The organism is Demequina lutea, from assembly GCF_013409005.1.
Classification (GTDB): Bacteria; Actinomycetota; Actinomycetes; order Actinomycetales; family Demequinaceae; genus Demequina; species Demequina lutea.
Genome location: NZ_JACBZO010000001.1, coordinates 2163320 through 2190051, shown reverse-complemented (window position 1 = coordinate 2190051; position 26732 = coordinate 2163320). Strand labels below are relative to the sequence as shown.

General features: G+C 66.8%; 25 protein-coding genes and 4 tRNA genes. 17 read left to right on the top strand and 12 right to left on the bottom strand.

Annotated elements, in window-relative coordinates; translation table 11 throughout:
* Nucleotides 1-2 precede the first annotated feature (2 nt).
* The 7 genes from BKA03_RS10565 to trhA all read left to right on the top strand — a co-directional run bounded on the left by BKA03_RS10565 (nucleotide 3) and on the right by trhA (nucleotide 6257).
* The gene (locus BKA03_RS10565; RefSeq protein ID WP_062075991.1) at nucleotides 3-236 is read left to right on the top strand and encodes a hypothetical protein; all 234 of its coding nucleotides are present in this window, start codon (nucleotides 3-5) and stop codon (nucleotides 234-236) included.
* Nucleotides 233-757: a hypothetical protein gene (locus tag BKA03_RS10560; protein WP_062075992.1), complete on the top strand. Its 525-nt coding sequence runs from the start codon at nucleotides 233-235 to the stop codon at nucleotides 755-757. Before BKA03_RS10565 ends, BKA03_RS10560 begins: the two co-directional genes overlap by 4 nt.
* The gene (locus BKA03_RS10555; RefSeq protein ID WP_062075993.1) at nucleotides 745-2490 is read left to right on the top strand and encodes a V-type ATP synthase subunit A; all 1746 of its coding nucleotides are present in this window, start codon (nucleotides 745-747) and stop codon (nucleotides 2488-2490) included. Before BKA03_RS10560 ends, BKA03_RS10555 begins: the two co-directional genes overlap by 13 nt.
* A gap of 140 nt (nucleotides 2491-2630) precedes the next feature.
* Entirely contained in the window at nucleotides 2631-3992 is a 1362-nt protein-coding gene (locus BKA03_RS10550; protein WP_202965766.1) for a V-type ATP synthase subunit B, read from the top strand.
* Complete coding sequence (locus BKA03_RS10545; RefSeq protein WP_062075994.1) at nucleotides 3985-4611, top strand: V-type ATP synthase subunit D; 627 nt, start codon at nucleotides 3985-3987, stop codon at nucleotides 4609-4611. Before BKA03_RS10550 ends, BKA03_RS10545 begins: the two co-directional genes overlap by 8 nt.
* Nucleotides 4608-5045: a universal stress protein gene (locus tag BKA03_RS10540; RefSeq protein WP_062075995.1), complete on the top strand. Its 438-nt coding sequence runs from the start codon at nucleotides 4608-4610 to the stop codon at nucleotides 5043-5045. The genes BKA03_RS10545 and BKA03_RS10540 overlap by 4 nt, the downstream gene beginning before the upstream one ends.
* Before the next feature lie 573 nt (nucleotides 5046-5618).
* Nucleotides 5619-6257 carry a PAQR family membrane homeostasis protein TrhA gene (gene trhA / locus BKA03_RS10535; RefSeq protein WP_308477975.1) on the top strand — a complete coding sequence of 213 codons (639 nt, stop codon included), beginning with the start codon at nucleotides 5619-5621 and terminating at the stop codon, nucleotides 6255-6257.
* Between the two features lie 61 nt (nucleotides 6258-6318).
* On the opposite strand, the gene BKA03_RS10530 is transcribed toward trhA, so the two are convergent.
* Nucleotides 6319-6864 carry a DUF4916 domain-containing protein gene (locus tag BKA03_RS10530; RefSeq protein WP_062075997.1) on the bottom strand — a complete coding sequence of 182 codons (546 nt, stop codon included), beginning with the start codon at nucleotides 6862-6864 and terminating at the stop codon, nucleotides 6319-6321.
* A gap of 177 nt (nucleotides 6865-7041) precedes the next feature.
* Between BKA03_RS10530 and trxA the strand changes: the two genes are divergently transcribed.
* Complete coding sequence (gene trxA, locus BKA03_RS10525) at nucleotides 7042-7413, top strand: thioredoxin (RefSeq protein WP_062076059.1); 372 nt, start codon at nucleotides 7042-7044, stop codon at nucleotides 7411-7413.
* A gap of 57 nt (nucleotides 7414-7470) precedes the next feature.
* On the opposite strand, the gene BKA03_RS10520 is transcribed toward trxA, so the two are convergent.
* Nucleotides 7471-7552 (bottom strand) — tRNA-Leu (locus BKA03_RS10520).
* A 346-nt stretch (nucleotides 7553-7898) separates the two neighbouring features.
* Here BKA03_RS10520 and BKA03_RS10515 point away from each other — a divergent pair.
* Nucleotides 7899-9026, top strand: a complete 1128-nt coding sequence (locus tag BKA03_RS10515; protein ID WP_062075998.1) for an EAL domain-containing protein — start codon at nucleotides 7899-7901, stop codon at nucleotides 9024-9026.
* A gap of 15 nt (nucleotides 9027-9041) precedes the next feature.
* Here BKA03_RS10515 and bcp read toward each other — a convergent pair whose 3' ends face one another.
* Nucleotides 9042-9509 (bottom strand): thioredoxin-dependent thiol peroxidase, encoded by a 468-nt coding sequence (bcp, locus tag BKA03_RS10510; protein ID WP_062076060.1) that lies wholly within the window; start codon nucleotides 9507-9509, stop codon nucleotides 9042-9044.
* Nucleotides 9510-9622: 113 nt separating this feature from the next.
* Between bcp and BKA03_RS10505 the strand changes: the two genes are divergently transcribed.
* The 3 genes from BKA03_RS10505 (at nucleotide 9623) to BKA03_RS10495 (ending at nucleotide 12329) form a co-directional block, all read left to right on the top strand.
* Nucleotides 9623-9695, top strand: a tRNA-Lys gene (locus BKA03_RS10505).
* 232 nt (nucleotides 9696-9927) lie between these two features.
* Complete coding sequence (locus BKA03_RS10500) at nucleotides 9928-10131, top strand: hypothetical protein (RefSeq protein WP_152649623.1); 204 nt, start codon at nucleotides 9928-9930, stop codon at nucleotides 10129-10131.
* A gap of 41 nt (nucleotides 10132-10172) precedes the next feature.
* On the top strand, nucleotides 10173-12329 hold the full coding sequence (locus BKA03_RS10495) for an alpha-galactosidase (protein WP_062075999.1): 2157 nt from the start codon (nucleotides 10173-10175) through the stop codon (nucleotides 12327-12329).
* On the opposite strand, the gene BKA03_RS10490 is transcribed toward BKA03_RS10495, so the two are convergent.
* Nucleotides 12326-13309: a LacI family DNA-binding transcriptional regulator gene (locus BKA03_RS10490; RefSeq protein WP_308477982.1), complete on the bottom strand. Its 984-nt coding sequence runs from the start codon at nucleotides 13307-13309 to the stop codon at nucleotides 12326-12328. The two genes, BKA03_RS10495 and BKA03_RS10490, sit on opposite strands and share 4 nt — an antisense overlap.
* A 496-nt stretch (nucleotides 13310-13805) precedes the next feature.
* On the opposite strand from BKA03_RS10490, the gene BKA03_RS10485 reads away from it, so the two are divergent.
* The 4 genes from BKA03_RS10485 (at nucleotide 13806) to lacZ (ending at nucleotide 19784) form a co-directional block, all read left to right on the top strand.
* The gene (locus BKA03_RS10485; protein ID WP_218856025.1) at nucleotides 13806-14945 is read left to right on the top strand and encodes an extracellular solute-binding protein; all 1140 of its coding nucleotides are present in this window, start codon (nucleotides 13806-13808) and stop codon (nucleotides 14943-14945) included.
* Nucleotides 14946-15023: 78 nt separating this feature from the next.
* Entirely contained in the window at nucleotides 15024-15965 is a 942-nt protein-coding gene (locus BKA03_RS10480) for a carbohydrate ABC transporter permease (RefSeq protein WP_062076001.1), read from the top strand.
* 4 nt (nucleotides 15966-15969) lie between these two features.
* On the top strand, nucleotides 15970-16767 hold the full coding sequence (locus tag BKA03_RS10475) for a carbohydrate ABC transporter permease (protein WP_308477974.1): 798 nt from the start codon (nucleotides 15970-15972) through the stop codon (nucleotides 16765-16767).
* Nucleotides 16764-19784, top strand: a complete 3021-nt coding sequence (lacZ, locus tag BKA03_RS10470; protein WP_062076003.1) for a beta-galactosidase, LacZ type — start codon at nucleotides 16764-16766, stop codon at nucleotides 19782-19784. Before BKA03_RS10475 ends, lacZ begins: the two co-directional genes overlap by 4 nt.
* A gap of 484 nt (nucleotides 19785-20268) precedes the next feature.
* Here lacZ and BKA03_RS10465 read toward each other — a convergent pair whose 3' ends face one another.
* From BKA03_RS10465 to BKA03_RS10455, 3 genes are all read right to left on the bottom strand, one after another.
* Nucleotides 20269-21273 carry a glycine betaine ABC transporter substrate-binding protein gene (locus tag BKA03_RS10465; protein ID WP_062076004.1) on the bottom strand — a complete coding sequence of 335 codons (1005 nt, stop codon included), beginning with the start codon at nucleotides 21271-21273 and terminating at the stop codon, nucleotides 20269-20271.
* 135 nt (nucleotides 21274-21408) lie between these two features.
* On the bottom strand, nucleotides 21409-22140 hold the full coding sequence (locus BKA03_RS10460) for an ABC transporter permease (RefSeq protein ID WP_062076005.1): 732 nt from the start codon (nucleotides 22138-22140) through the stop codon (nucleotides 21409-21411).
* Entirely contained in the window at nucleotides 22137-22805 is a 669-nt protein-coding gene (locus BKA03_RS10455) for an ABC transporter permease (RefSeq protein ID WP_062076006.1), read from the bottom strand. Before BKA03_RS10455 ends, BKA03_RS10460 begins: the two co-directional genes overlap by 4 nt.
* 52 nt (nucleotides 22806-22857) lie before the next feature.
* Here BKA03_RS10455 and BKA03_RS10450 point away from each other — a divergent pair, with 52 nt between their 5' ends.
* On the top strand, nucleotides 22858-23601 hold the full coding sequence (locus tag BKA03_RS10450; protein WP_083972010.1) for an ABC transporter ATP-binding protein: 744 nt from the start codon (nucleotides 22858-22860) through the stop codon (nucleotides 23599-23601).
* Here BKA03_RS10450 and BKA03_RS10445 read toward each other — a convergent pair.
* The 5 genes from BKA03_RS10445 to BKA03_RS10425 all read right to left on the bottom strand — a co-directional run bounded on the left by BKA03_RS10445 (nucleotide 23598) and on the right by BKA03_RS10425 (nucleotide 26611).
* The gene (locus tag BKA03_RS10445) at nucleotides 23598-24350 is read right to left on the bottom strand and encodes a DUF4126 domain-containing protein (protein WP_083972012.1); all 753 of its coding nucleotides are present in this window, start codon (nucleotides 24348-24350) and stop codon (nucleotides 23598-23600) included. The genes BKA03_RS10450 and BKA03_RS10445 overlap by 4 nt on opposite strands.
* 158 nt (nucleotides 24351-24508) lie before the next feature.
* A tRNA-His gene (locus BKA03_RS10440) sits at nucleotides 24509-24584 on the bottom strand.
* Nucleotides 24585-24664: 80 nt separating this feature from the next.
* Nucleotides 24665-25282, bottom strand: coding sequence for an oligoribonuclease (gene orn, locus BKA03_RS10435; protein WP_062076007.1), 618 nt, complete (start codon nucleotides 25280-25282; stop codon nucleotides 24665-24667).
* 74 nt (nucleotides 25283-25356) lie between these two features.
* Entirely contained in the window at nucleotides 25357-26448 is a 1092-nt protein-coding gene (locus BKA03_RS10430) for an NADH:flavin oxidoreductase/NADH oxidase (RefSeq protein ID WP_062076008.1), read from the bottom strand.
* Nucleotides 26449-26537: 89 nt separating this feature from the next.
* A tRNA-Arg gene (locus BKA03_RS10425) sits at nucleotides 26538-26611 on the bottom strand.
* Nucleotides 26612-26732 lie beyond the last annotated feature (121 nt).

Below are 26732 nucleotides of genomic sequence, written 5' to 3'. Positions count from 1 at the left end.
TCATGGCGGACGTCGTGAGCGGTAGTGTCGCCGCACTCGGTGAGCGGGCCCTCGTCGAGGGCTACGGGCTCGCAGGCGCCATCGTGCTGCCCGCGGAGTCCGATGCTGAGGTGCTGCGCGCCTGGGCGGCGATGCCGACGGAGGTGAGCGCCGTGGTGCTCACCCCGCGTGCTGCGGCAGCGCTCGGGCCGGAGTTGACGGCGCCCGGTGCGCCGATGGGCGTGGTGATGCCGTGAAGGGGCTGAGTCAGGACGCGCTCGTCGCGCTGGACCCTCTGCGGGACGCGCTGCACGCGGCCGCCCTGGCGGAGGCGGACGAGACCGAGTCGCGGGCGGCCGAGGAGGTCGAAGCGGTCCTGACGGCTGCGCAGCAGAGGGCCGAGGAGGTCGTCGCCGACGCCGCCGCCCAGGGGACGGCTGGCGCGAGGGCCGCCGCGGCCCTGCGCTCCGCACGGGCACGGCGTGAGGCCAACGAACTTATCCTGGCCGAGCAGGAGGCGCTGCGTCGTGCGCTGGTGGACCAGGTGGTGCGGGCGGCCCAGGGCCTGCGCGGCGAGCAACGCTACACGGCGTGGGTCGACCACCTCACCCGGCGCTGCCACGAGGCGCTCGGCCCGCTGGCCACGGTGACGCCCAGCCCGTCGGGCGGCGTGATCGGTGAGGACGGCAGCCGACGGCTCGACCTGTCGGTCCCGGTCCTCGCGGCCGCAGCGGTCGAGGCGCACGCCGTGGAGGTGAGGCAGCTGTGGATGCCGTAGCGACGGGCCGCGCCGCCCACCCGGCGGGAACCGTCACCAGGGTCAACGGACCGCTGGTCGAGGTCGAGGGGCTCCACGGCATCGCGATGCGTGAGGTCCTCGCGCTCGGCCCGAGCGGCCTGGCTGCCGAGATCGTTGGCATCTCCGGCGGACGCGCCACGGTCCAGGCCTACGAGTACACGGGCGGGCTGACCCCGGGTCACCGCGCGACGGCGACGGGGGAGGTGCTGTCCGGGCTGCTCGGGCCGGGGCTGCTCGGCCAGGCGTTCGACGGGCTGCTCCGCCCCCTGACCGGTGCCCCGGTCTGGCTCACCCCGCAGCGGGTCTCCCCGGCGCAGGAGCGGTCGTGGTCCTTCGTCGCGGCCGTCGAGGTCGGAGCAGATGTGGCTCCCGGCCAGGTGCTGGGCACCGTTCCCGACTCCGGATCCGTCGAGCACCGCGTCACAGTGCCCTGGGGGGTCGTGGGTGCCGTGACGTGGATCGCAGGCCCTGAGCCGCGGGCGCCGACCGACGTGATTGCCCGGGTGAACGACAGGGAGGTGCGGCTCTCCGACCGGTGGCCGGTGCGCCTTCCACGGCCGTTCCGGGCACGGCTGAGCGATGTCGTCCCGCTGCACACGGGGCAGCGCGTCCTCGACCTCGTCTACCCGCTCGCACGCGGCGGGGCGGCTGCGGTGCCAGGCGGTTTCGGTACCGGCAAGACGCTGCTGCTCCAGCAGATCGCGAAGTGGTCGGACGCTGACGTGATCGTGTACGTCGGCTGCGGGGAGCGTGGCAACGAGATGGCCGACGTCCTCGAGGAGCTCGCCCGGATGACAGACGACCGCACCGGCGGTCGCCTGATCGACCGGACGGTCGTCATCGCGAACACCTCGAACATGCCGATGATGGCGCGCGAGGCGAGCGTGCATACCGGCATCACGGTCGCGGAGTTCTACCGCGACATGGGCTACGACACGGTCGTCATCGCCGACTCGACCTCCCGCTGGGCCGAGTCTCTGCGCGAGTTCGCCAACCGCAACGGCGACCTGCCAGCCGAGGAGGGCTACCCGGCCAACCTCGCCTCCGAGCTCGCGGCCTTCTACGAGCGGGCCGGGCGGGTGACGACGCTCGGCGGGTCCGCGGCGTCGACCACGGTGATCGGCGCCGTCTCGCCGGCAGGCGGGGACATGACCGAGCCCGTGACGACGGACACGCAGCGGTTCGTCCGCTCGCTGTGGGTGCTCGACCGCGACCTCGCGTACTCCCGGCACTACCCGGCCGTGAGCTGGAGTGGCTCGTTCGCGCGTGACGTCGAGGCCATCGGTGCGTGGCGCTCCGCGCACGGCGACCCCCAGTGGTCCGAGCACCGTGCCCGCGCGGCGGCGCTTCTCGCGGAGGCCGACCGGCTCGCCTCGCTCGCGGAGATCATCGGCACGGGCTCCCTGCCCGGGCACGAGCGGGTGGTGCTGCTCGGCGGTCGGCTGCTGCGTGACGGGGTGCTCATGCAGAACGCCCTGAGCGAGAACGACGCCTTCTGCTCGGCGGAGAAGGGCGCCGCGCTGCTGGGCCTCGTGCTCGACGTCGTCGACACCTGTCAGCGCAGGGTCGAGGCGGGCGTGGCGGCGACGACCCTCGAGGAGGCGGACCTCGGCGCGGTGCTGCGTGCCCGCGAGGAGGTCGGGCCGAGCGACGCCGAGGGTGTGCGCAGCCGCCGCGCGGGGGTCATCGCGATGCTGGAGGCGTTGACATGACAGGCCCGACGCAGGAGCCGGCCCCGCCGCAGGAGCCGGCCCCGCCGCAGGAGCCGGCCCCGACGCAGGAGCCGGCCCCGCCGCAGGAGCCTGCCCCGCTGGCGGAGGGCGCCCCGCTCGGCCAGGTCGCGCACGGGGACGTGCGGGAGCTGCGCGGCCCGCTCCTTGTCGTCGCCGCCGAGGGCGTCGGTTGGGACGAGTTCGCGACCGTCGACCTGCCGGACGGTCCGCGGCACGGGCTGGTCCTGGAGGTGGACCGCGACCTGGTGACCCTCCAGGTGCTCGAGGGCACCGGCGGGATGGTGCCTGGCGGAATCTGGGTGCGCTTCGACGGCAGGCCGCTGAGCATCCCCGTCGGGCCCGAGTGGTTCGGCCGCGTGTGCAACGGCCGCGGCGAGCCGATGGACGGCGGCCCGCCGGTGACGTGCGACCGGTCCCTGCCGGTGAGCGGCTGGCCGCTCAACCCCGTGCACCGCGAGCCCCCGCGCGACCCGGTCCTCACGGGGGTCTCGGTGATTGACGCGCTCATGACGCTGGTCCGCGGTCAGAAGCTGCCGATCTTCTCCGTCCCGGGTCTGCCGCATCTCGCGCTGGCGACGCAGATCGCCGCGCAGGCGACCGCGCACGGCTCGAGTTTCCGCGTCGTGTTCGCCGGGATGGGCCTGACGCACGCCGACATCGCCTTCGTCCGCGACCGCCTCGAGGAGCGTTCGTCCGCAGGCGAGCTCGTGCTGTTGCTCAACGCCGCCGACGACCCGGTGATCGAGCGGCTGCTCACGCCGCGCCTTGCCCTGACGATCGCCGAGCACCTCGCCTTCGCGGAGGGGCACGACGTGCTCGTGGTGATGTCGGACATGACGAGCTACGCCGAGGCGCTGCGGGAGGTCGCCGCCGCGCGACGGGAGATCCCGGCCCGCCGCGGGTACCCGGGCTACCTCTACAGCGATCTCGCGACGCTGTACGAACGTTGCGGCCGGATCCGTGGCCGCGAGGGCTCGGTGACGATCGTGCCGGTGCTCACCATGCCAGCCGGGGACATCACGCACCCGGTTCCGGACCTGACCGGGTACATCACCGAGGGTCAGATCGTGCTCTCGCCGGAGGTGCAGGCGCGCGGTGTCTACCCGCCCGTCGACGTCCTGTCGTCCCTCTCGCGGCTGATGCGCAGCGGTGCGGGTGCTGGCCGCACGCGCGAGGACCATCTGGGCGTCGCCTCGCAGGTCCTCGCGGCGATGGCCCGCGCCAGGCAGGCCGGCGAGCTCGGCGAACTGGTCGGCGTCTCGGCCCTGAGCGCGACGGACCGTGCCTACCTCACCTGCAGGGACCTGGTCGAGCGGGACCTGTTCGACCAGGGGGATACCGAGTTGCGCACGATGGAGGACTCGCTCGGCCGCGCCTGGACGGCGCTCGCAGCGCTGCCTCGCCAGGAGCTCACGATGCTCCCGCTCGCGATGCTCAAGGAGTACCTGCCCACCGCGGCACCAGGCGGTTCCGATGGCTGACACCGGGCGGGCGGGGCGGGTACGGCTGGAGCGTCGGTTGACCGTCGCTCGGCACGGTGCCGACCTGCTCGACCGCAAGCAGCGCATCCTCGCCGACGAGTTGGAGCGTCTCAAGATCGTCGCCTCGCACAGCGATGCCCGGTGGCAGGACCTAGCGGCAGTCGCTGCGACCTGGCTCCGGCGCGCGGCGGCCCTGGACGGGCGTGCGCAGATCGCGGCCACCGCTCCGCGCGTCCCTGCACGGGTTGAGGTCACCTGGGGCGGGGCGATGGGGGTGGCTTTCCCTCTCGAGGCCAGTGGCATGAGCATTCCGCCGACGACAGCAGGCGGCAGTTCGGCCCTCTCCTTCGCCGTCGCGGCGCACGCCGAGGCGCTGGAGGCAGCCGTCGAGCAGGCGGTGGCGACCAGGGCGGTGCAGCTCGTCTCGGCGGAGCTCGCCGCCACCCGAAGCCGCCTGCATGCCGTCGAGAAGCGCTGGATCCCTCGCCTCGAGGACCGGCTCATGGCGATCCGTCGTGCGCTGGACGCCCTCGAGCTTGAGGAGAGCCTGCGCCTGCGGTGGGCCGCAGGGGCGGCCGGAGCGGACGCCCGCCCGTCTGTGCGATCGGAGGGGTCATGATCGATGTCGTGCTCGTGGCCGTGAACGACTCGACGCCTGCCTTCGCGGCGGCGACGGTCGCCGTGGAGTACGCGGAGCGCCTCGGCGCCCGGGTGCATGCGGTGACCGTCCTCGAGCCATGGCTCGTCGGCCGGGTGCATGAGGATGCAGGGCTGATCGACATCCGGCACCGTCGTGAGCAGGCCGGCGACGCGGCCCTGCGGCACGTGGCCGCTCTGGGGGCCGCCGCCGGCGTCGAGGTCAGCGGGGTCCGACGGGAGGGCCCCGTCGCTGCAGCGATCCTCGAGGAGGCGGTATCGGTCGGCGCTGGCCTCATCGTGCTGGCGCGCGTCTCCCGGCGGGGGCATGCGCTGCCCTACGTCGGCAGCGAGACCCTCCGGGTGCTGGAGTTCGCGACCGTGCCCGTCCTGGTGGTGCCGACGCACCCGCAGTGATTCGACGATCGGGTGCGGGAGCGAGGTTCGCCACCGCCTCGGGCCCGCCCATCGGAGGACAGCCGTGCCCGAGCGCTCGTCCGCCGACCCGCGCGAGATCCGTAGCAGTGAGGACCTCGCCGCCGCTGGCAACCTTGGACCAGTTCTTGGAGGACTTCACCGTCGATCACAGGGAGGTGGCCGACGCGCTCCGCGGGGCGCCTGCAGGCGCCGCGGAGCTGGCACATGCTGCGCGCACTTCGCCGCGCTCGCCCCAACGACGGTTCGGTGCGTCCCTCGGCACGACCCCGTCGGTGTGGCGCCGAGCCGCTACCGCGTGGCCTTCGCGCTGCGCACCGGTTCCGGGACTCCCGGGAGGTCGACCTAGTCGGACCCGGGCGCCTCGGTCCTCGCCGGGCGGGTCGCGGCGTCCGCGGCCTTGGTGATCATTGGCCTGTGGGGGATGCGGGTCGGTAGGCTCTTGGAGGCGCGGAACGTCTGCGTGCTCTCCGGCTTCGCGCCGGTCGAGGACCCTGCGTCGCGGGAAGGCAGCGAGTGGAGACAGCACCGAGGAGCAGGGACGGCTCCGTCCATGTGACCGACGAGCGGTTCAACACCGTCTCGCACCTGTTCGCCGCCTGTTTCGCCCTGGTCGGCTCGGCGCTGCTGATCTCCCAGGCGAGCGCGCAGGGTGATCCCTGGAAGATCGTCGGCTTCAGTGTCTATGGGCTCTCCGTCGTGACCCTCTTCGTCTCCAGCACCCTGCACCACGCTCTCGACCGGAGCCCCCGGGTGAACGAGGTGCTGCGCACCCTTGACTACGACTCGGTCTTCCTGTTGATCGCGGGCTCGGTGACACCGCTCGTGCTCGTCCTGTTCCGCACCACCTACGGCTGGACGGTCCTGGGTGCGGTGTGGGTCATCGCCACGGTGGGCATCGTGCTGCGCTCGCTGCTGCGCGAGCTGCCGAAGCACCTGACGAACACGCTCTACATCGCGCTGGGCTGGGTGCCCGTCGTGCTGGCCGGTGCGGGCGGCTCGCTGCAGGTCGGGGCGGTGGTGCTGATGGCGGCCGGGGGCCTCGTTTACAGTGCAGGCTTCGTGCTCTTCGTGATCGAGCGGCCGAACCCGTGGCCGGGGGTGTTCGGCTTCCACGAGATCTGGCACGTGATGGTGGTCGTCGCGGCCGTCCTGCACTACCTGCTCATGTACCGCTACGTCCTGCCCGCCTGACCGGGCACTGGGCCCGCCCCTCAGCTCGCCATCCTCTACGCGCGCCATGCCCCGCAGTGAGCTAGGCGGGTAGCACCCCGCAGTGCGCGAGCGCGTGGCGTAGAAGCACGTGCTGGCCTCCCGCCATCTCGGCGGCCACGTCGTCGGTGGCGGCCTCTTCGGGGCTGAGCCACACGATGTCGAGCGCGTTTTGGCTCGGCTCACACTCGCCGTCGATCGCGACGACGTAGCTCAAGGCGACGGCGTGCTGTCGCGCATCGTGAAAGGTGCCGAAGCCCTGGGTCGGGAAGTACTCGGCGATCGCAAACGGCGTGGGGGACAGCGGGATCCGGGGGAGCGCGGCGAGTCCGAGGTCCTTCTCGAGGTTGCGGATGAGCGCATCGCGGATGGTCTCGTGGAACAGCACGCGACCGGCCACCAGCGCACGCGACATCACGCCCTCGTCGGCGCGCAGCAGTAGCCCCACCTCGGCGATCTGGCCCGTCGCATGGGTGCGTACGGGCACCACGTTGATGTAGAGGATGGGCAGTTCGGAGCGCACTTGGCGCAATTCCCTGTCCGAGAGCCAGCTTGACGGTTCTGGCGGCAGTTCGGCCATGTCTGTCATGGAACCATTGTGCAGGCTGTTGCGAAGGTTGTGGAGCCTCCTCGCCGCCTGCGTGTCGATCCCGGCCCGGGTGGCGACCCGACGCCGCGCACCGGACGTCGTAGAATGGTGGGAATACCCCCGGGGGGTATCGTCGTTACGTACGAGTCGGGCACGATGCTCGACGGAAAGGAAGCCATGGCAACGATTAACCTGACCGCTTCCACGTTTGATGAGGTCGTCGCGAAGGACGGCATCGTGCTCGTGGATTTCTGGGCCGAGTGGTGTGGCCCGTGCAAGAACTTCGCGCCGATCTTTGAGAAGAGTTCGGACGCCAAGGCCGAGATCGTCCACGCGAAGGTGGACACCGAGGCCGAGCAGGAGCTGGGAATGAAGTTCGGGATCACCGCTATTCCCACACTCATGGCCTTCCGTGACGGCATCATGGTCTTCAACCAGGCGGGAGCACTGCCGGCGCCCGCGCTGAACCAGCTCGTCGACGCCGTTGAGGCGCTCGACATGGACGACGTGCGCGCGAAGCTCGCCGAGCACGAGGCCGCTGACCACTAGCCGCCTCCACAACGTCGAAACGGCCCGGACCCCCGAGGGGGTGCCGGGCCGTTTTTGTGCGCGAGGGGGGACTTGAACCCCCACGTCCGAAGACACTGGATCCTAAATCCAGCGCGTCTGCCAATTTCGCCACTCGCGCGAACGAGCCAACATTACCCTCCCCGACGCTGCCCCCAGTAAGGAGGGCGCTAAGCGTCAATTGTGAGAATGTCCACAGGGGATTTGTCGGATTGCTGGCACGGTGTCGCATATTGTTGGAAGTGACTGTTGTTCGATACCGGACTGCGTATTGGGCACTTGCGTAACGAAAAGTGTGGACACTCGCGTTCGGCGGCCGATGGAGAGGGTATGGACTCGCAAGTTCGGGTGGGGCTGATGGCGCACTGCGCCACGCTCTCGCACGCGCGAAATCACCGCCACTTTCGCGCGATGGCCTGTGACCGCCTCGCGGTGACGGGGCCCTTGCTGGCTCTTGGGCAGGCGTCATGACAATTCATACTCACGGCCATGCCACCGACTCCAGGTGGACGCAACTCCTCGACGACGCAATCGCCGGAGTCGGAGTGCAGTGCTACTACCAGCCGATCGTCGACCTCGACCAGCGCGTGGTCGTTGGCTACGAGGCTCTCGCCCGCTTTTCCCACCCCGATGCTGGCGGCGTGAGCCCCGACGTGTGGTTTGCACGGGCGCGCGAGAGGGGAATCCAGGCGGATCTCGAGGCGGTGGTGCTCAGCATTGCGCTCGCGCGACGACCCGACCTACCTCAAGACTGTTTCCTCGCCGTCAACGTCGAGCCCGACTCCCTGCGCAACCCCAAGGTTCGCGATGTGTTCAACACGCAATCGGACCTTACGGGGCTGGTGCTGGAGATCACGGAGCACTCCTCCTGGGAGTGGGTCGATCTCGAGCCTTCCGTCAACGCGGTCAGGGCCAAGGGTGCGCTCATCGCCGTGGACGACGCCGGTGCGGGGTATTCGGGGCTCCAGCAAATTCTCGAGTTGCGGCCTTCGATTCTCAAGCTGGACCGAGCCATCGTCCAGGGAGTCGCCACCGACGAGGCCAAGGTGGCACTCGTCGAGATGATCGGACTGTTTGCTTCACGGGTTGACGCGTGGGTGGTCGCAGAGGGTATCGAAACTCTTGCCGATGCCAAGCGGCTCGCGGATATGCGCGTTCCTCTCGCGCAGGGGTTCCTCTTTGCGGTGCCCGCGCCCGACTTCACCGACATCGACGCCAACGTCGCGGCCCAACTCGCGGCGTTCGCGGATCAATCCGGCGACACGATGCACCGACTCCTGGAGACCGCCCCCACCATTCGGATGGATGAAAGCGTCGAACAAGCGTGGAGCCACGTCGACAGCCAGTGGGTGGTGGTCGTGGATCGCGAACAGCGACCTCACGGCCTCGTTAATCCCGCGGCAGCGATTGCGGGCGAACTCATCGCTACTCTCACGGTCAACGTCAACGCTCGGCCGGCCGAGGTTGCTCAGCGCATCAGCACGTCCCGGCAGGAACCGGGGGCACCTATCCTGGTGACCGACGACCAGGGCAAGTTCGTGGGCATCGTGACCGTGCGGCGTCTGATCGGGAAACTCAGCACGCTCGTCTCGTAGTGCAACCCGTTCGCCTCAGTCGCTTCCGAGGTCCCTACGGAGTTTCGCGACGTGACCCGTCGCCTTGACGTTGTATTGCGCGAGCGAAACCCGTCCGTCGACGTCGACCACGACCGTTGAGCGCAGCGAGCCCTCGACGGTCTTGCCGTACATCGACTTCTCGCCCCAAGCGCCGTAAAGGTTCTGCACGACGAGTTCCGGATCGGAAACCAAGGTGAAGTTCAGGCCCTCCGCCTCGCGAAACTTCGCGAGCTTCGCAGGAGTGTCCTTGGAGACGCCGACGACCTCGTAGCCCGCGGACTTCAATGCGGACAGTGAGTCCCTGAAGTCGCACGCTTGAGTGGTGCACCCCGGGGTCATCGCGGCGGGATAGAAGTAGACGATCACGTTCTTTCCGCGCAAGTGAGACAGGGTGAATGTCCCGGAGTCGGTGGGGGCGGTGAAGTCAGGCGCGGGATCTCCCGCGGTCAGTCGTGTGCTCATGATGTGGTCAACCCTCACACGAGCGGGACGATTCCCGCGGTTTGGTGGCGCCTTGGGGCGCCGATTTTTCTCGACGGCTACCTGCTGGTAAAGTGACGGGTCGCAGCAACGATGCACCTCTAGCTCAATTGGCAGAGCAACTGACTCTTAATCAGTGGGTTCCGGGTTCAAGTCCCGGGGGGTGTACGAACAGAAGGCCCGGTCCTCACGGACCGGGCCTTCGTCGTTCGTGCGGGACCGAGGAATCCTACGAGCCGAGCTCTCCGCCGGAGCATGGCTGCGAATTTTGGGGACACAACTAGCACGTCATGGGCATTGAGGCTGCCTTGTCGCGGGCAACACCCAGCGTGCTCGAGACTTCGCCGAGGGGTTCCGGCCGCAGGACGCGACAGATATTCGGCGTCTCTGGCGCATCCACGTGTCCGAGCGTCTGCTGGACGACCTTGATGTCCGCGCCTGTGTGACCCAGATTGAGCCAGGCAAGGTATTCGACCGCACGGTAGGCATGTCGCGGATTCCTGACGCCTCACGCACGATGGAGCGCCGTGAGGCGCTTGAGGTCGTGGGTGTTCCCGCACGTAACGCTGCGTGCGTGCGTACCGGGAGTCTGTGTCCGGACTAGGGTGTTCGTGCTCCCATGGTTCGCGTGGTGAGGAGGCCCGAATGACGAATGACCGTGTCCCGTCCGCCACAGTCCAGGACGAGTGCATCCGCTTGAGCGCGCCCGGTGTCGAGGTGCTCCTCGACGTCTCGTGCGGGTATCCCGTGGTCTTGCATTGGGGCGCCCCTACTGCCGACGTGACTCCGGCCGCGGCGCGGGTGTTGGCGGACGGCGGGGCCTCTCACGGCGATTTCGACGAGCCCGTGGAGCCGGGCATGCTGCGCGAGAGCGCACGCGGTTTCACGGGACGTCCCGCGCTCCGTGGCCACCGCGGTGCCCGCGACTTCTCACCCCTGTTCCGCGTGGACGACTCTCGGGTTGATGATGACCGTGTTGGACGCGCCGTGGCGGTGCTCCACCTGAGCGACACCGCTGCGGGCCTCGCCCTCGAGCAGCGCCTCACCATGACGCCGCAGGGCGTCTTGCTGCTCGACACCACGCTGACCAACACGGGCCACGGGGTATATACCCTCGACGAGCTCGCGGTGTGGCTGCCCGTGCCGGACCGCGCCATCCAGACGCTCGACTTCGCAGGCCGGTGGCTGCGCGAGCGTCAGCCTCACCGGCTGCCGATGGCGCCGGGCCTCAGGGTCCGCGAAGGACGCGAGGGTCGCACTGGTCACGACTCCACCATCGTGCAGTGCGCGGTGACCGACGCCACGACGACGGAGACAGGCGAGGCGTGGGGAGTCGCGCTGCTGTGGAGCGGCAACACGGTGCATATGGCCGAGCGCGACCAGGTGGGTCGTGGCGCGCTGGGAGCGGGAGAACTGCTTGAACCCGGGGAGGTGCAGCTGGCACCCGGGGAGTCATACACGGTCCCTACGGTGGCGGCGCTGTACTCGAACCATGGGCTTGACGGCATGGGCGCCAGGGCTCATGAGTGGTTGCGAGCCAGGCCCGAGCACCCCGACGCTGCCCGTCCGGTCACCCTGAACGTGTGGGAGGCGGTGTACTTCAACCACGACCTCGCGACCCTCACCGCGCTCGCGGACCGAGCGGCCCAGGTAGGGGTCGAACGCTTCGTCCTCGACGATGGCTGGTTCGGCGCGCGGCGAGACGACACCTCAGGGCTCGGCGACTGGGTCGTGTCGGCAGCCGTCTGGCCCGACGGACTGGCTCCCCTTGTAGACCACGTGAAGTCACTCGAGATGCAGTTCGGGCTGTGGTTCGAGGGCGAGATGGTCAACCCGGACTCCGACGTGTACCGCTTACACCCCGACTGGATCCTGCACGTGCCCGGCCGGGTTCCGCCGCTCGCTCGGCACCAGTTGGTCCTTGACCTCACCCACCCGGACGCCTACGCGTACGTCTTGGACGCCGTGCACGCGGTGATTTCCGGTTACGGGGTTGACTACATCAAGTGGGATCACAACCGCCGCCTGACCGATGCGGGGCACGCCGGTTCTCCCGCGACCCACAGCCAGACGCTCGCCATCTACCGGCTCTTCGACGAGCTGCGTCTCCGCAACCCGGGGCTCGAGATCGAGTCCTGCGCGTCCGGTGGCGGGCGCGTCGATCTGGGCATGGCCATGCACGCCGATCGGTTCTGGACCTCGGACCAAAATGACGCACTCGAACGTCAGCACATCCAACGGTGGACCTCGCTGGTGATCCCGCCGGAGATGCTTGGTACGCACGTCGGCCCTGCGCCCTCCCACTCGACGGGCCGAGTCCACAGCGTCAACATGCGGGCGATCACGGCGCTGTTCGGTCACGCGGGCATCGAGTGGAACCTGCTGGACGCCACCGACGTGGAGTTGGCGGCGCTCGCCGACTGGACCGTCTTCTACCGCGCACACCGCAGACTCCTTCATCGCGGCCGGGTGGTCCGCGTCGAGCATCCCGACCCGACCGCGCTGGTGCACGGCGTTGTCGCGGCCGACGGAGCATCGGCCGTATTCGCGTACGTCCAGTGCGCCACGACCTCGGGTACGCGCCCGTCGTCCTTCAGGCTGCCGGGTCTGCTGCCAGGTGTGCTCTATCGGGTGCGGGGCGTTACCTTCGGCGGGCTTGGCGCAGTGGCGCTGCGCGCGCCTCTGTGGGTCGAGCATGGGGTCGAGGCGACCGGGACCGCGCTTGCGACGATCGGCCTGCGTGCGCCCATCCTGTGGCCCGAAGAGGCGCTGTTGGTGGTCGTCGAACGGTCCGACGCTTAGGACGCGGGTGGCGGCGGCGCCGTTGACTTGCGGACCACGAGCTCGATCGGCACGATGACGTGGGGCGCGTGGTCGGCGTTCTCGTTGTTGATTTGGTCCACCAGTAGCCGCACCAGCTCCGCGCCGATGGTCCGAAAATCCTGCTTGAGGGTCGTCAGTGGCGGGTAGGAGTGCACGCCCAAAGGGATGCCGTCGAAGCCGATGACCGAGACGTCCCCTGGCACACGACGGCCCATGTCGTGCAACGCGTGCAGGACGCCAAAGGCCATCTCGTCGTTCGCGCAGAACACCGCTGTGACCTCCGGGTTTGCGGCGAGAGTGCGCCCCGCACGGAACCCAGATTCGGCCGTCCAGTCGCCGGGGAGCGGCTCGTATGCGATCGCCCCGCGTTCTCTGAGGCGGGCCCGCCAACCGATCTCGCGCCGCCGGGCCGGTTCCGAATCTTGAGGCCCCGCGACGTGGTGAACCGTGCGGTGTCCCAAGTCCATCAGGTAGTCGACCGCGGCGCGGGTGGCAGCAATCTCGTCGGCGACCACGCAGGGAAGCACGCCCTCCATGCGATGGTCGCTGACCACCACGGGGAATCCTGCAGGGAAAGTCAGCCGCTTGACCGATTCCAGTTCGTTGCGGATGACGATCAGACCATCGGTGGCTTGGTGCTGCAGCCGCTTGGCGGCGGGCGTCCACCCGTCGGCATCCGTCGACGGAACGGTCAAAATCGTGACGGTCAGGTCGTTCTCGGCGGCGGCGCGCAGCACGGCATCCGTGGTGGCGGCCTCGCCCGTGCGGTCGAATCGGTGCGCTAGGAGCCCGATGGTGCCGTAGCGACCGTGGCGTAGCGCCCGCGCGGCCAGGTTGGGTGAGTAGCCGAGCTGCTCCATGGCTATGAGGACGCGGTCCCTGGTCGCGGGCTTCACGGCGTCAGGCTGATTTGACACGCGCGAGACCGTTTGCCCTGATACTCCAGCCAAACGCGCCACATCAACGATCGATGGTCCCGAGCGTTGTGAACTGCGACGCGCTGTGTATGCCACGTCGTGATCCTAGCGGCACCTGCGTCGCAGAAATGTTGACGTTGCCAACGTAATGGCCTCCAGCAGCGCATTCTGGCCGACTGTTGCCGTTTCGTAACCTAAAGCCAGCCCGCGTCGGTACAAGACCGCGCTATGGTGACGTTAACATTTCGTCGACACCGTGCCGGGAGGTAATGACGCCGACAGTGTGCAAGCCCCGGTGGGCGTTCGACGTAGTTCGCCCGTGAGGCCGGACAGTGACTTCAATGACGAAGGGCCACAAATCATGAGATTCTTTCGCACCGGAGTAGCGGCAGCAGGGGCGGCGGCGCTTCTCCTGTCAATTGCTGCTTGTAGTACAGGTAGTACAAACAGCACCGCCCCGGCAACAGCGAGTGGCGGCGGCCCAAGCGGCAACACCCTGACCGTCTGGTGCTGGGACCCATCGTTCAACATCTACGCGATGAAAGAGGCCGAGAAGATCTACCAGGTGGACCACCCGGACTTCAAGCTCAACATCGTCGAGACCCCGTGGGATGACCTCCAGGTCAAGCTCACCACGCTGGCGCAATCGAAGGAATACGGCCAGCTGCCGGACATCATGCTTATCCAGAACAACGCGTTCCAGAAGAACGTCATCAACTACCCGGAGGTCTTCACGGACATCACCAAGTCGGGCATCAAATTCGACGAGTTCCCTGCCGGCGTGAACGGATACTCGACCGTTGGCGGAGCCCACTATGGCGTGCCGTTCGACTCGGGCACCGCGATCAACGCGTTGCGCACGGACGTCCTCACGCAAGCGGGATACACGGTCAAGGACTTCACCGACATCACGTGGGACAAATACATCACCATGGGTGAGGACATCCTCGCCAAGACCGGCAAGCCGATGCTGTCTGGTCAGGCAGGATCTTCTGACCAGATCTTGATGATGCTGCAGTCCGCTGGCGCCAGCCTCTTTGACAAGGACGGCAAACCCACCATCGTCGGCAACGTGGCTCTCGAGAAGTCCATCACGCTCTACAAGGAGATGGTCCAAAAGGGAATCTACCTCGAGGTCAACTCATGGGACGAGTACATCGCGACCCTCGTGAACGGCACGGTAGCGAGCGCGCTCAACGGCGTGTGGATCTCCGGTTCCATCCAGACGGCAAAAGACCAGTCCGGTAAGTGGGGCGTCACGGACCTGCCCGCCCTTAGCGGCATCGCCGGCGCCACCAACTACTCCGCCAACGGTGGTTCCTCATGGGCGGTGAGTTCGAACGCAAACGTAGCGCTCGCGACGGACTTCCTCGCCAAGACGTTCGCCGGATCCACGAAGCTCTACGACACGATCCTCCCGGGTGCCGGCGCGATCGCGAACTGGACTCCAGCCTCCAAGAGCACCGTCTACGCCGAGCCGCAGCCGTTCTTCGGCGGCCAGCCGATTTACGCCGATGTCATCAAGTTCGGGGCCAAGGTGCCCGCAAACAACACCGGCGCGTACTACTACGAAGCGCGTGATGCGGTCAGTGCCGCGATCACGCAAATCATCGCCGGGAAAGACATGACCAGCGCGCTTGCAGAGGCGCAGGCCGCAGTCGAGTTCGCGCAGAATTAACTCCAACTAGCACAGGGGAGGGGGCCGGTCCACCGGCCCCCTCCCTCACAACACGCAAGGAGAGACTCTGTGTCAACGATGACACCGGTAGCGATTCCCGCTCGCCCTCCAAAGAGAGTCAAGACCCCCAAACAAAAGCCGTCGCCTGCCGCTCGCCGGCGCAGCCTCACCGGTTGGGTCTTCCTGATCCCGGCCGCCGCGCTCATCGGCATCATGATGTTCTGGCCGATGTTTCAGGCGCTCATCCTGTCGATGAAGTCAGGCCGCGGTACCGCCCTCAAATTTGCGGACCCGCTGTGGTTCAACTACTCGCGGATGCTTCATGATGAGGTCTTCAAGCTCACCATCACGAATACGCTGACGTACCTGGCGATCCAGGTGCCGCTCATGCTCGTCAGCGCCTTGGTCATCTCGAACATCCTTAACGATCCCCGACTGCGCCTCAAAGGTCTGTGGCGCACCGCGATATTCCTGCCGGCGGCAATCTCGCTGGTGTCCTATTCGCTGGTGTTCCGCACCATCTTCTCCAACGATGGGCTGGCCAACGACTGGCTGACGGCTCTGCACGTGATCGACTCGCCGGTCAACTGGCTGGGTCAGCCCGACACGGCCCGGTTCGTGATCATCCTTGGCCTGCTGTGGCGCTGGACCGGTTACAACATGATTTTCTATCTGGCTGGTCTTCAGAACATCGACCCGACCACTATCGAGGCGGCCAAGATCGACGGCGCTGGCGCCATCCGAACCTTCTGGTCCGTCACTCTTCCTCAGTTGCGACCCATGATTCTGCTCACCGTGATCATGTCCACCAACGGCACACTTCAGTTGTTCGACGAGTCGTACAACCTCACCAGGGGTGGACCTGCGTACACCTCAATGACGATGTCTCACTACCTCTACGAGGTGTCGTTCCAACGAAACCCCAACTTTGGCTACGGAGCGGCACTGTCGTACGTGATCTTGATCATGGTCGCGATATTGGCTGCGATTCAGATGAGAGTCGGTGATAGGCGTGACTAGGTCCGTGCGCGGTATTTCCAAGTACGTGCTCCTCGCGGTCGTGTCCCTGGTGTCCGTGTTCCCGCTGTACTTCATGGCAGTCGGGGCCACCAACTCCAGCAACGACGTGCTGGCGTCGAAGATGCTGCCGGGCTCCAACCTCATGCAGAACTGGCATAACCTTGTGGCGGCCCAGGACGTGGGCGCCGCGATGTACCACTCGACGCTCAACGCGGTAGCCACGACAGTGCTCGCGCTGATCGTCAGCTCGATCGCCGGCTACGGTTTCGAGGTCTTCCATTCGCGCAACAAGGACCGCCTCATGTGGGTCCTCTTGCTGGCGATGATGATCCCGTTCGCCGCGACGATGATCCCGCTGTTCCAGTTGTTCGCCGACTTTGGCCTGGTGAACTCCACCTGGGCCGTGGTGCTCCCGGTGGTCGCAACGCCGCTGTTGATCCTGTTGTTCAGGCAGTCGGCGCGGAGTTTTCCTCACGAGATCATCGAGGCCGCGCGACTGGATGGGCTCAGCGAGATCGGTATCTTCGCCCGGATGTTCGTACCCACCATGAAGCCCACGTACGCCGCGGCGGCGGTGATTACCTTCATGGCGGCGTGGAACAACTTCCTGTGGCCCAAGGTGATCTTGATCAATAACGATTATCAGACGATGCCCATGTTGATCTCCAACTTCACCGCTGGCTATGTGGTGGACTACGGAGCGCTGATGCTCGCCGTGTTGATCGCGTCGATACCGACGATCTTCATCTTCTTCGTTCTACAGCGCGCGTTCGTCGCGGGATTCACAGGAGTTGTCAAGTGACGTTTGAGGTCAATCGGATCTCCGATCCCGGGTACGTGTCCGAAAACCGTATGGTGGCCCACTCCGATCACCGCTGGTTCGCCAGCGGTGACGAGGTGGCCGCGGGCCGGAGTTCGTTCGAGCAGTCCCTGAACGGGCTGTGGAAGTTCCATCACGCCAAGAACCCGGCGATGACCCTTCCAGGCTTTCAACAGCCCGACTACGACACCGAGGGCTGGGACGACATCCCCGTGCCCGCGCACGTCCAGCTGCACGGGTACGACCGGCCGCAATACGTCAACGTGCAGTACCCGTGGGACGGGCTTGAGGATCTCGATCCCGGCCAGGTTCCTGAGCGCTGGAACCCGGTGGCGAGTTACGTCCGCGACTTCACGCTCGACTCCGCGCTGGCGTCGGGCGAACGGCTGTCGGTGTCCTTTCACGGGGCCGAGAGCGGGATCGCGGTCTGGCTGAACGGCGACTTCATCGGTTGGGCCACTGACTCGTTCACGCCGTCGGAGTTTGACCTCACCGACGGCGTGCGCGACGGCCGGAACCGGCTTGCCGTGCAGGTGTTCAAGTGGACGGCCGCGTCGTGGCTCGAGGACCAGGACTTCATCCGGTTCCATGGGCTGTTTCGCGACGTCACTCTGTACCGCCGCCCGGCGGTCCACGCTCAGGACGTCAAGGTCTCCACCGAGTTGGCCGACGATTACGGCAGCGCCGCGATCACGGTCGAGGTGACCGGCGTCGAGAACGGCTCGGTGCGCGCGGTCATTGACGGCGTCGGCCCCATGACTGCGGGCGACGGTGGCGGTTTGACGGCACACGTGGGCCAACCGCGCCTGTGGAGCAGCGAAGACCCATTCCTCTACGAGGTGACGATCGAGGTGCTGGGTGCCGATGGCGTTGTCACCGAGGTCATCCCTCAATTGGTGGGTGTGCGCCGCGTCGAAATCACCGATGCGATCCTCAGGGTCAATGGCAAGCGGGTCGTATTCTTGGGAGTCAACCGCCACGAGTTCGGTGCTCGCGGCCGGGCGATGACCGCAGCGGAGATCGAGCAGGACATCCAGATCATCAAGCGCGCGGGCATCAACGCAGTGCGCACCAGCCACTACCCGAACGCCAGCGTGTTCTACGCACTCTGCGACCGCTACGGGCTCTTCGTCATCGACGAGATGAACCTCGAGACTCACGCCATGTGGGACAAGATCATTCAGGGTGAGCTTCCTGTCGAGCGGGCGCTTCCGGGCGACCGTCCCGAGTGGTTACCGGCGCTCATGGACCGCGCGGCCAGCATGCTGGAGCGCGACAAGAACCACCCGAGCGTCATCATCTGGTCGCTGGGCAATGAGTCCTTTGGCGGCACCGACCTCCTTCAGGTGAGCGACTGGTTCCGAGCGACCGACCCGACCCGCCCGGTGCACTACGAGGGAGTGCACTGGGATCCGCGATACCCGGAGACCACGGACATCACCAGCCACATGTACACGCCCGCCGCGGACATCGAGGCACACCTGGCCGAGCACCGCGACAAGCCATTCATCCTCTGCGAGTACGCGCACTCGATGGGCAACTCGTTCGGCGCGGTTGACAAGTACCTGGACCTCACCGAGCGCGAGCCGTTGTTCCAGGGAGGGTTCATTTGGGACTTTGCCGACCAGACGCTCCCGCTTACTGATCGGTACGGCCAGCCGTTCATGGGTTACGGCGGCGACTTTGGCGAGGCTCCCAGTGACTACGACTTCAGTGCCAATGGCATCGTGTCCTCTGACCGCCAGCTCACCCCTGCCTATCAAGAGGTTCGCTATCTCTATCAGGCGTTCCGAACGGCCATCACGGCCGACACCGTGACCATCACTAACCGGCGCCTGTTCACCGGGCTAGATGACCTCGACGTGGTGGTCACACTGCGTCGCGAGGGCGTCACTCTTCGTGAAGAGACCCTCGAGGTCGAGGTCCTTCCCGGGGAGAGTCGCACGTATCCGCTTCCGTTCGCCGCGCCGACGGCGCCGGGGGAGTACACGATCGACGTCGCATACCGGTTGCGCGCCGCCACAGCGTGGGCGCACGTCGGATACACGGTCGGATGGGAGCAAGAGATTGTCGCCATTGCTGGTGACGCCAACCCAGTACGACCGGCGGCGCCGGCTCCCCGGGTCGTCGAGAGCACCCACAACATTGGCGTCCACGGCAAACACTTCTCGTTGCTGTTCTCGCGGCTTTATGGTCATCTGGTGTCCTACCGCTACGGGCGCACTTCCGACGGCGGCCGCGAACTGCTGCGCGACTTGCCGTATCCCAGCTTCTGGCACGCGCCCACGTCAAACGAGCGGGGCTGGGGCATGCAGTTCCGGGATGGACAGTGGCTGCTAGCGTCCAAGAGCCGCAAGCTCCGCGAGGGCTGGGAGAAGCCTCGTGTGACCCACCTCCAGAATTCGGTGGAGATCACGTATGGCTATGAGCTCCCCACCACGCCCCGCAGCGAGGTCGACGTCTCCTACGTGGTGGACGGCGATGGCCACGTGGGCGTCACCATGACTCTGCGTCCGGGCGAGGGACTGCCGGACCTGCCGGAGTTCGCGATGACCCTCACCGTGGACGCCGACCTACGACGGCTGCGCTGGTACGGCGACGGGCCGGGCGAGAACTACGTTGACCGTCGCGGTGGCGCCCGGCTCGACGTCTGGGAAGGCGACGTGCGCGACCAGCTCACCCGCTACATGACACCTCAGGAAGCTGGTAGCCACACCTCGGTGCGGTGGGCGGAGGTGCTCGATGATGCAGGCTTTGGCCTTCGCCTGGATGCCCCCGGCGGCATGGAACTGTCCGCCCTGCCGTGGACGCCGTTCGAGATCGACAACGCGCGGCACCACACGGACCTTCCTCCCATCCAGCGCACCATTCTGCGTCCCGCCCTCGCGCGCCGCGGCGTCGGGGGAGACCAGTCGTGGGGAGCCATGACCCACCCCGAGTACCTCGTTCCCGGCGGCGAGCTGACCTTTACGTTCGGTTTCCAGGGGGTGCTCCGCTAGCGGCGCACGCGGTTGACATCCATCGCACCAAGGCTTGCAAGGGACTCCGCCGAATGCGTCGCTGGCTTCTTCCCAGGCTGTAAGCGTGGCAGTGTCCTGGAAGGCCTTGATAGCTGCGTCGAAGCCCTTGGTGGTCATGGCAAGTCGTGCCTCCGCGCCTGACCCAAGGAATTCCGAACGAACAGGCTCAGAGCGTTCACCGCCTGGATCGTCGCGCGCGAGATTTTGGTGTGAGGACAGCCCTTCGTAGGCAATGTGTGTTGGAGGTACGGCCGTGACCTTCGCCACCACGACGCGGTGGGGTCAGCCAAGTATCAGCGTCAGGGGTATGCGATTCGGCGTGAACCGATGTGAACTCCGTCGATGAGATCAGTGGGTTCCGGGTTCAAGTCCCGGGGGTGTACCAACAGAAGGCCCGGTCCTCACGGACCGGGCCTTCGTCGTTGGCGAGCTGCTCGTTGGCGAGCTGCTCGTTGGCGAGTCCCTAAGAGGCGAGCTCGCCGTCAGAGCTGAACACGAGGCCCACCGCGATGTCACCCTTGCGGATGGCCGTCTTGGTGAGGGGGCCGCCCGCATCGAGAGCCGAGAAATCGGTCACGTTAATGCCGTACACCTTTTCAAGACCGGGCTGGCAGAATGTGCGCTGGGGGCACTCGGGAGGTCCACCGAGGGCGATCCCCGTGCAGTTCTTCGCGAGATCGGTCAGCGACTTCACGTTGTACTTGGCCGCGAAGGCGGTCGTCACGGCGAAGGCGTTCTGATCCTGTGCCGCCGAGGCGGTGCCGAACACGAGACCCACCTTTGCGCCGAGGTCGGCGAGCGCGGCAGTCGTCACCGCGATGTCTCCGGAGGCCACGGGCGGGGCGCTGTCGCCGTTGAGCTTGTGGTTGAGGAACTCCGCCGCGGTGGCCGCATACTCGGGCACGACGTTGACCTCGCCGGACTCGAGAGCCGGCATGTAGGTCTCGCGGTTGCCAATCGGGCGAACCGTAACGTCGTAGCCGGCGTCCCTCAGCACGGCGCCATAGATCTCCGCGATCGTGATGTTCTCGGAGAAGTTGGCCGCGCCCACGGTGAGCTTGCCGCTTCCCTTCTTAGGGGCGGTCAGGCCCTGGTCGGCAACGAACTTCGCGGCGACCTCGGACGACGTCTGGCGATCGATGTCGACCGCCTTGTTGAGCGTGATGAGCGTGCTCGTGTCGAGCGCGGCCGACACCACGTCGAGGGCCGCCATGACGGACGCGTCCTCCGCGGTCTTGGCGTTCACGGCGGGAATCACGTTGTCCGAGTTCTGCAAGTGCTTGTCGTCCGTGAGCACGACGAGCGAGTCGCCCGGCACGGGCAGGCACGCCTGCGCGGTCATCGCGGTGGGGGAGCTGGTCATCGCGGCGGCGGTGGTCGCAGCGGGAGTGCTCCCACCGGATGCGCAACCCGCGAGCAAGAAGGCCGATGTTGCGAGAGCGGCGAGTGGTCCGAGACGGCTGTGCATGAGGCTCCTCGTGGGTGGGCGTAGGTGACAAGGGATAAACCCATTTGCCGTTCGGCATCTTCCCCAAGCGCAGCGGATGACACCGATTCGTGACCAACTGCTTCGTCACCTCCATCTAAGCCGATGGGTGCGACATCACGCCACCGCGCGGGCTCCTACCCTCAGCGGAAGGGGAGTGAGCCGCCTTTGCAGCAAGCCCATCGCCGCATCGACCCCGAGGGTAAGCGCGGCCACCAAGACGCCCCCCGCGAGCACTTGTCCGTAGGCCTGAGTGGCCAATCCCGTGTTGATGATGACGCCGAGCCCCCCGCCCGCCACGAGGGCCGCCAAGGGCACGGTGGCGACCGTCTGAGACGCGGATGTGCGTAGGCCCGAGGCGACAAGGGGCCATGCGAGCGGAAGTTCCACGCGCAAGGCGACTTGGAGTCGGGTGAGACCTTGGCCGACAGCGGCCTCCGTGACGTCGGCGTCGACGTTTGCCATTCCCGTATACGCATTGGTCAGGATCGGGGGGAACGCGAAGATCGCCGCGGCGATGATCACGGCGCGGTTGCCGAATCCGATGCTCGACGCGGCAAACAGCGTCAGCAGCGCCAGAGTGGGCATGGCTCGCGACACGTTCGACAGCATGACGGTGAGGCCTCCACCGCGCCGCGCATGTCCCAGTGCCATTCCCAGCGGCAGCGCGATCGCCGCTGCGGTGATGACGGCGGCAGCCGACATGTACAAATGCTCGATCGTCAGCGCCGCGATCGAATCGTGGGCGAATTTCCAGCCACCATCAAACGTGGGGTGGGTGAGCCCGTGTTTGCCGGTCCAATTGACACCGGTGGAGACGTACGTCCACGCATCTGCCCAGATGCTCATGCGGACCTCCCCCGGCGGGCCCACGGCATGGCCGCTCTTGCTGCGGCCACGATTGCCAGATCAAGGACGAGCGCGAGGGCGACGCACAGCAGCGAGCTCGTCGCAATCTCCGCCCGATAGCTCGACTGGAATCCCCTGAACATCAGCTGACCGAGGCCGCCATAGCCGACAACGACGCCGACGGTCACGAGTGCAACCGTGGTGACGGTGGCAATCCGCAGGCCGGCAACAATCGAGGGAAGGGCGTTCGGCACCTCGACCGCGAAGAGCATCTTGCTCTTCGAGTAGCCGAGGCCGCGCGCGGCGTCGACGATGTCGGGGTCCACCCCCTCGAGGCCGGTGAGGATATTGCGCACCAAGACGAGTAGCGCGTACGTGACGAGGCCGACGAGCACCGTCGTGCGGCCGATGCCCGTGAATGGGGCGAGCAGGGCGAACAAGGCGAGCGAGGGGATCGTGTAGAGCACGCTCGCGGTTCCCAGGATGGGGCGCGTAAGCCACCGCACGTTCCGGGCCAACACCGCGAGGGGAAAGGCGAGGGCGAAGGCGATCGCAACGGCCTCGAGGGTGAGCGTCGTGTGAATGCTCAACTGGTGGCTGATCTCCGCCCAATTGGACTCGACGTACCGCCACGACAGCCAGGGGTTGGGTGCGGCGGAATGCATCTTGCCCACTTTAGCGGCGGGTATGACACACGGCCCATGTAGCGTGAAGCGCATGCACGGAATGGGAATCGTCTTTGAGCACACACGCAAGTCCTTTCCGGACGGCACGGTCGCCGTCGCTGACTTGAATCTTGAGGTGAAGCCTGGCGAATTGCTCGCGTTAGTAGGGCCTTCGGGGTGCGGCAAGTCGACGACGCTACGGATGGTCAACCGACTGGTCGAGCCCACGTCGGGTGTGATCAGCGTCGGTGGCACGGACGTGCTCTCCCAGGACGCGGTGCAACTCAGGCGCGGCATTGGCTACGTCATCCAAAACGTCGGGCTGTTTCCGCATCGCACGGTCGCGCAAAACGTCGCCACAGTTCCGGGCCTTCTCGGTTGGGACTCGCAGCGCACGGGCGAGCGCGTCGACGAGCTGCTGAGCCTCGTGGGCCTGGCGCCGGCGACGTATGGCTCGAGGTACCCCCACGAGCTCTCTGGAGGCGAGAGGCAGCGCGTGGGCGTCGCAAGGGCACTCGCCACCGAGCCTCCCGTTCTGCTGATGGACGAGCCATTCGGCGCGGTCGACCCGCAGGGGCGACGGCGGCTACAGAAGGAATTCGCCCAGATTCAGCGCGACCTGGGAACCACGGTCATGATGGTCACCCACGACATTCGCGAGGCGGCGCTGCTTGCCGACCGCATCGCCGTGTTCTCGGGTGGCGCGGTGGTTGAGCAGATCGGCACGCCTCAACAGGTCACCGAGGCTCCGGTGAATGCGTTCGTCGCCGACTTCGTGGCCGACTTCGCGGCCTAACTGCCGTTTGTCTCCGAGGAAACCTCCGGCGTTGCCCCGCTGTGCGGGTGGCTGTCGGAGTTCCTCTCCCCGTAACGCTCATAGCGCTCACGCCAGGAGCGCCACCACGCGACCTTCTCGCCGCGCGCGGAGGCGGCCTCGCGCTCGAGCCGTTCCTGGGTGAGCCTGATTTCCCTCGTGCGACGCCGCCGCCTGCCGGTGGTGACGATGTAGTACACCGCGCCGCCGATCGCCACGAGGAACACCGTGACCAGGATGGGCGCGAAGATGGCCGTGAGGCTGAGGCCTACGGCGGTAGCGTCCTCGGCGAAGGAAGCGAGAGGGGCGCCCGTGCCTCCCGTGGCCGCATTGATCGCGGGGCGCGAGGTGGATTTCCCCGTATGAACCAGGAACGCGATGATGGCGCCAACGATGCCGCCGATGAGCGGGTTGTGCGACCAGAATTGACCCTTGTCGATCTCCGCTGCCGATGCCACGGCGGAGAAGATCACGCCGCCAACGAGAGGACGCACGGTCGTCTGAATGAGGTCGTTGACGTGGTCGACGCCGGGAATCTTGTCGAGCACCAACTCGGCTGCGAGCAGGATCAGGCCGATGATGATGGTGGGCCAGTCCTGGAGCCACATGAGGTTTGCGGGCAAGTCGATGAACGTCGAGAAGCGCGCGAACACGCCGACGAGCACCAACGGGATGAAGGCGTTGAGGCCCGCGGCGGCCGAGAGCCCAGCGCCTGTCAGCGCGGCGATCATGGTGTCTCCTAGGGGTCCCTACTGCACGGCGGATCTTGCTCAACGATAGCCTGGCGGAGTGTAGGGATGCTCCCGGCATACCTTGGTGGGGGAATTGGCTGGCGGGCATCGACCGGATGCGAGAAGGCCCCCTGCGTGTGCAAGGGGCCTTCGTCGTCTGGGGTGAGTGACGGGACTTGAACCCGCGGCCGCCTGGACCACAACCAGGAGCTCTACCAGCTGAGCTACACCCACCATCGGCCTGACGGCCAGCGAGCAGTGTATCAAGGCCAAAGAGTCCCCGCACACCACCGCCTCGCCTCGCGGCTCGTCAGTTAGTGTCCGTTTGGAGGCGGAGCGTGCTCGGTGACCTCGGCCGCGGCTGCCTTCGCGGCGTCCGAGTCGGGGCCTGGCAACGGCGCGAATACGGTCTCGCGGTAGTAGCGGAGTTCTTGAATCGAGTCCTCGATGTCTCCCATTGCGCGGTGACCGCCCGTCTTGGCTGGGGCGTTGAAGAACACTCGGGGGTACCAGCGGCGCACCAGTTCCTTGATGGAGCTGACGTCGACCACGCGGTAGTGCAACAGCCCCATGAGCTCGGGCATGTCGCGGTCGAGGAACGCCTTGTCCATTCCCACGGTGTTGCCCGCGAGGGGGGCGCGAGTGGAGCCGATCTGCGACTTCACGTATTCCATTACCGCGCGCTGGGCATCGGCCATGGTCATGCCGCCGTCGAGCTCGGTGATCAGGCCCGACGTAGTGTGCATCGTGGTGACGAATTCGGACATGGCCGCGATCGCGTCCGCGGGGGGCTTGATGACGACGTTGACCCCGGTGCCCAAAGGGTTGAGCTCCGCATCGGTGACGATGCACGCCACTTCGATGAGCGCGTCCGCCTCGAGATCGAGTCCCGTCATCTCGCAATCGATCCATACGAGGGGGGCATCTGACATGACAACCACTCTAGGCCTAGCGGCGCGCGACGCCGCGCGCGTAGTAGGCCCGCAGGCCCGGCCGGTATCCCGTTCTAGACCCGCTCGTCCTCGGGCCACGCCCCGCGCGTGTACTGCTTGGGCAGCTCGATCTGTACCCCAAGCGCGTGAGCCCAGCGCATCGGGAGGTGCGGGTCGCGCATGAACTGGCGCGCCACGAACACCGCATCGGCGTCGCCCGATGCGACGATCGACTCCGCTTGGGCGCCGGACGTGATCAGGCCTACGGCCGTCGTCATGATGTGAGCGCCGCTCTTGATCGCCGACGCATGCGGGACCTGGTAACCGGGTCCCACCGGGATCGAAGCGCCGGCGATGTTTCCGCCGGTCGAGACGTCCATGAGGTCGCCACCCGCCTCGCGGACCCATCCGGCAACCGTCACAGACTCGTCGAGAGTGAGGCCTTCGGGCTCGAGCCAATCGGTCGCGCTGACGCGCACAAACACGGGGACCTCTCCTCCGACGGTCGAACGCACCTCGCGCACGACGTCGAGCAACAGTCGAGCGCGGTTCTCAAGCGAGCCGCCCCACTCGTCTGTGCGCTCATTGCTGAGCGGGGAGAGGAACTGGTGGATCAGGTAGCCGTGGGCGCCGTGAATGTCGATGACCTCGAAGCCCGCGTCGAGCGCCAGCCGGGCCGCCTTGCCAAAGGCCGCGACGACGTCGGCGATGCCCTGGGCGTCGAGCGCGATGGGGGCGTCATAGCCGGGGAAGGGGATGGTGGAGGGCCCGACGGTCTGCCAGCCGCCGTCGGCGACCGGAACCGTGCCCTTGCCTGACCAATCGCGATACGTGGATGCCTTACGGCCCGCGTGCTGGAGTTGGATGGCGGGGATGGCGCCCTGACCCTTGATGAATTCGGTCACCCTGGCCCAAGCGTCGCGTTGCTCCTCGTTCCAGATGCCGGTGTCCCACGGGGTGATGCGACCCTCCGGGAGCACCGCGGTGGCCTCGGCCATGACCAGGCCCGCGCCGCCGCGTGCGAAGGAACCCAGGTGGACAAGGTGCCAGTCATTCACCACGCCATCTTGGTTCTCGCACGAGTACTGGCACATGGGACTTACCCACACCCGGTTGCGCGTGGTGATCGAGCGGACGGTGAGGGGCGAGAACAGGGCTGACGTCATGCTTCTATCCTCGCGCACGTTGGACAATGCTCTTCCGTCGTTGGTCCCACCGGTCGCACAGAGAGGGACGTGCAGAAGTGGACCAAGAGTGCCCCCGACAGGATTCGAACCTGCGACCGCCGGATTAGAAGTCCGATGCTCTATCCAGCTGAGCTACGAGGGCGGGACTGCGGAGTGAGCGCCTTGCGCACCATATTCGGCGCGCATCGACGCTCGTTCCATCGTCGTGGGACAGATTACCCGGACTGGCGGGTTCGCCGTCTAACTCTGGACGAGCGCCGGGC

Excerpts from the sequence above, each read along its gene's own strand:
- BKA03_RS10565 (WP_062075991.1), top strand. The coding sequence starts at position 3 with ATGGCGGACGTCGTGAGCGGTAGTGTCGCCGCACTCGGTGAGCGGGCC.
- BKA03_RS10545 (WP_062075994.1), top strand. The coding sequence starts at position 3,985 with ATGGCTGACACCGGGCGGGCGGGGCGGGTACGGCTGGAGCGTCGGTTG.
- BKA03_RS10540 (WP_062075995.1), top strand. The coding sequence starts at position 4,608 with ATGATCGATGTCGTGCTCGTGGCCGTGAACGACTCGACGCCTGCCTTC.
- BKA03_RS10530 (WP_062075997.1), bottom strand. The coding sequence starts at position 6,864 with ATGACAGACATGGCCGAACTGCCGCCAGAACCGTCAAGCTGGCTCTCG.
- trxA (WP_062076059.1), top strand. The coding sequence starts at position 7,042 with ATGGCAACGATTAACCTGACCGCTTCCACGTTTGATGAGGTCGTCGCG.
- BKA03_RS10515 (WP_062075998.1), top strand. The coding sequence starts at position 7,899 with ATGACAATTCATACTCACGGCCATGCCACCGACTCCAGGTGGACGCAA.
- bcp (WP_062076060.1), bottom strand. The coding sequence starts at position 9,509 with ATGAGCACACGACTGACCGCGGGAGATCCCGCGCCTGACTTCACCGCC.
- BKA03_RS10495 (WP_062075999.1), top strand. The coding sequence starts at position 10,173 with ATGACGAATGACCGTGTCCCGTCCGCCACAGTCCAGGACGAGTGCATC.
- BKA03_RS10485 (WP_218856025.1), top strand. The coding sequence starts at position 13,806 with ATGAAAGAGGCCGAGAAGATCTACCAGGTGGACCACCCGGACTTCAAG.
- BKA03_RS10480 (WP_062076001.1), top strand. The coding sequence starts at position 15,024 with ATGACACCGGTAGCGATTCCCGCTCGCCCTCCAAAGAGAGTCAAGACC.
- BKA03_RS10465 (WP_062076004.1), bottom strand. The coding sequence starts at position 21,273 with ATGCACAGCCGTCTCGGACCACTCGCCGCTCTCGCAACATCGGCCTTC.
- BKA03_RS10460 (WP_062076005.1), bottom strand. The coding sequence starts at position 22,140 with ATGAGCATCTGGGCAGATGCGTGGACGTACGTCTCCACCGGTGTCAAT.
- BKA03_RS10455 (WP_062076006.1), bottom strand. The coding sequence starts at position 22,805 with ATGCATTCCGCCGCACCCAACCCCTGGCTGTCGTGGCGGTACGTCGAG.
- BKA03_RS10450 (WP_083972010.1), top strand. The coding sequence starts at position 22,858 with ATGCACGGAATGGGAATCGTCTTTGAGCACACACGCAAGTCCTTTCCG.
- BKA03_RS10445 (WP_083972012.1), bottom strand. The coding sequence starts at position 24,350 with ATGATCGCCGCGCTGACAGGCGCTGGGCTCTCGGCCGCCGCGGGCCTC.
- orn (WP_062076007.1), bottom strand. The coding sequence starts at position 25,282 with ATGTCAGATGCCCCCCTCGTATGGATCGATTGCGAGATGACGGGACTC.
- BKA03_RS10430 (WP_062076008.1), bottom strand. The coding sequence starts at position 26,448 with ATGACGTCAGCCCTGTTCTCGCCCCTCACCGTCCGCTCGATCACCACG.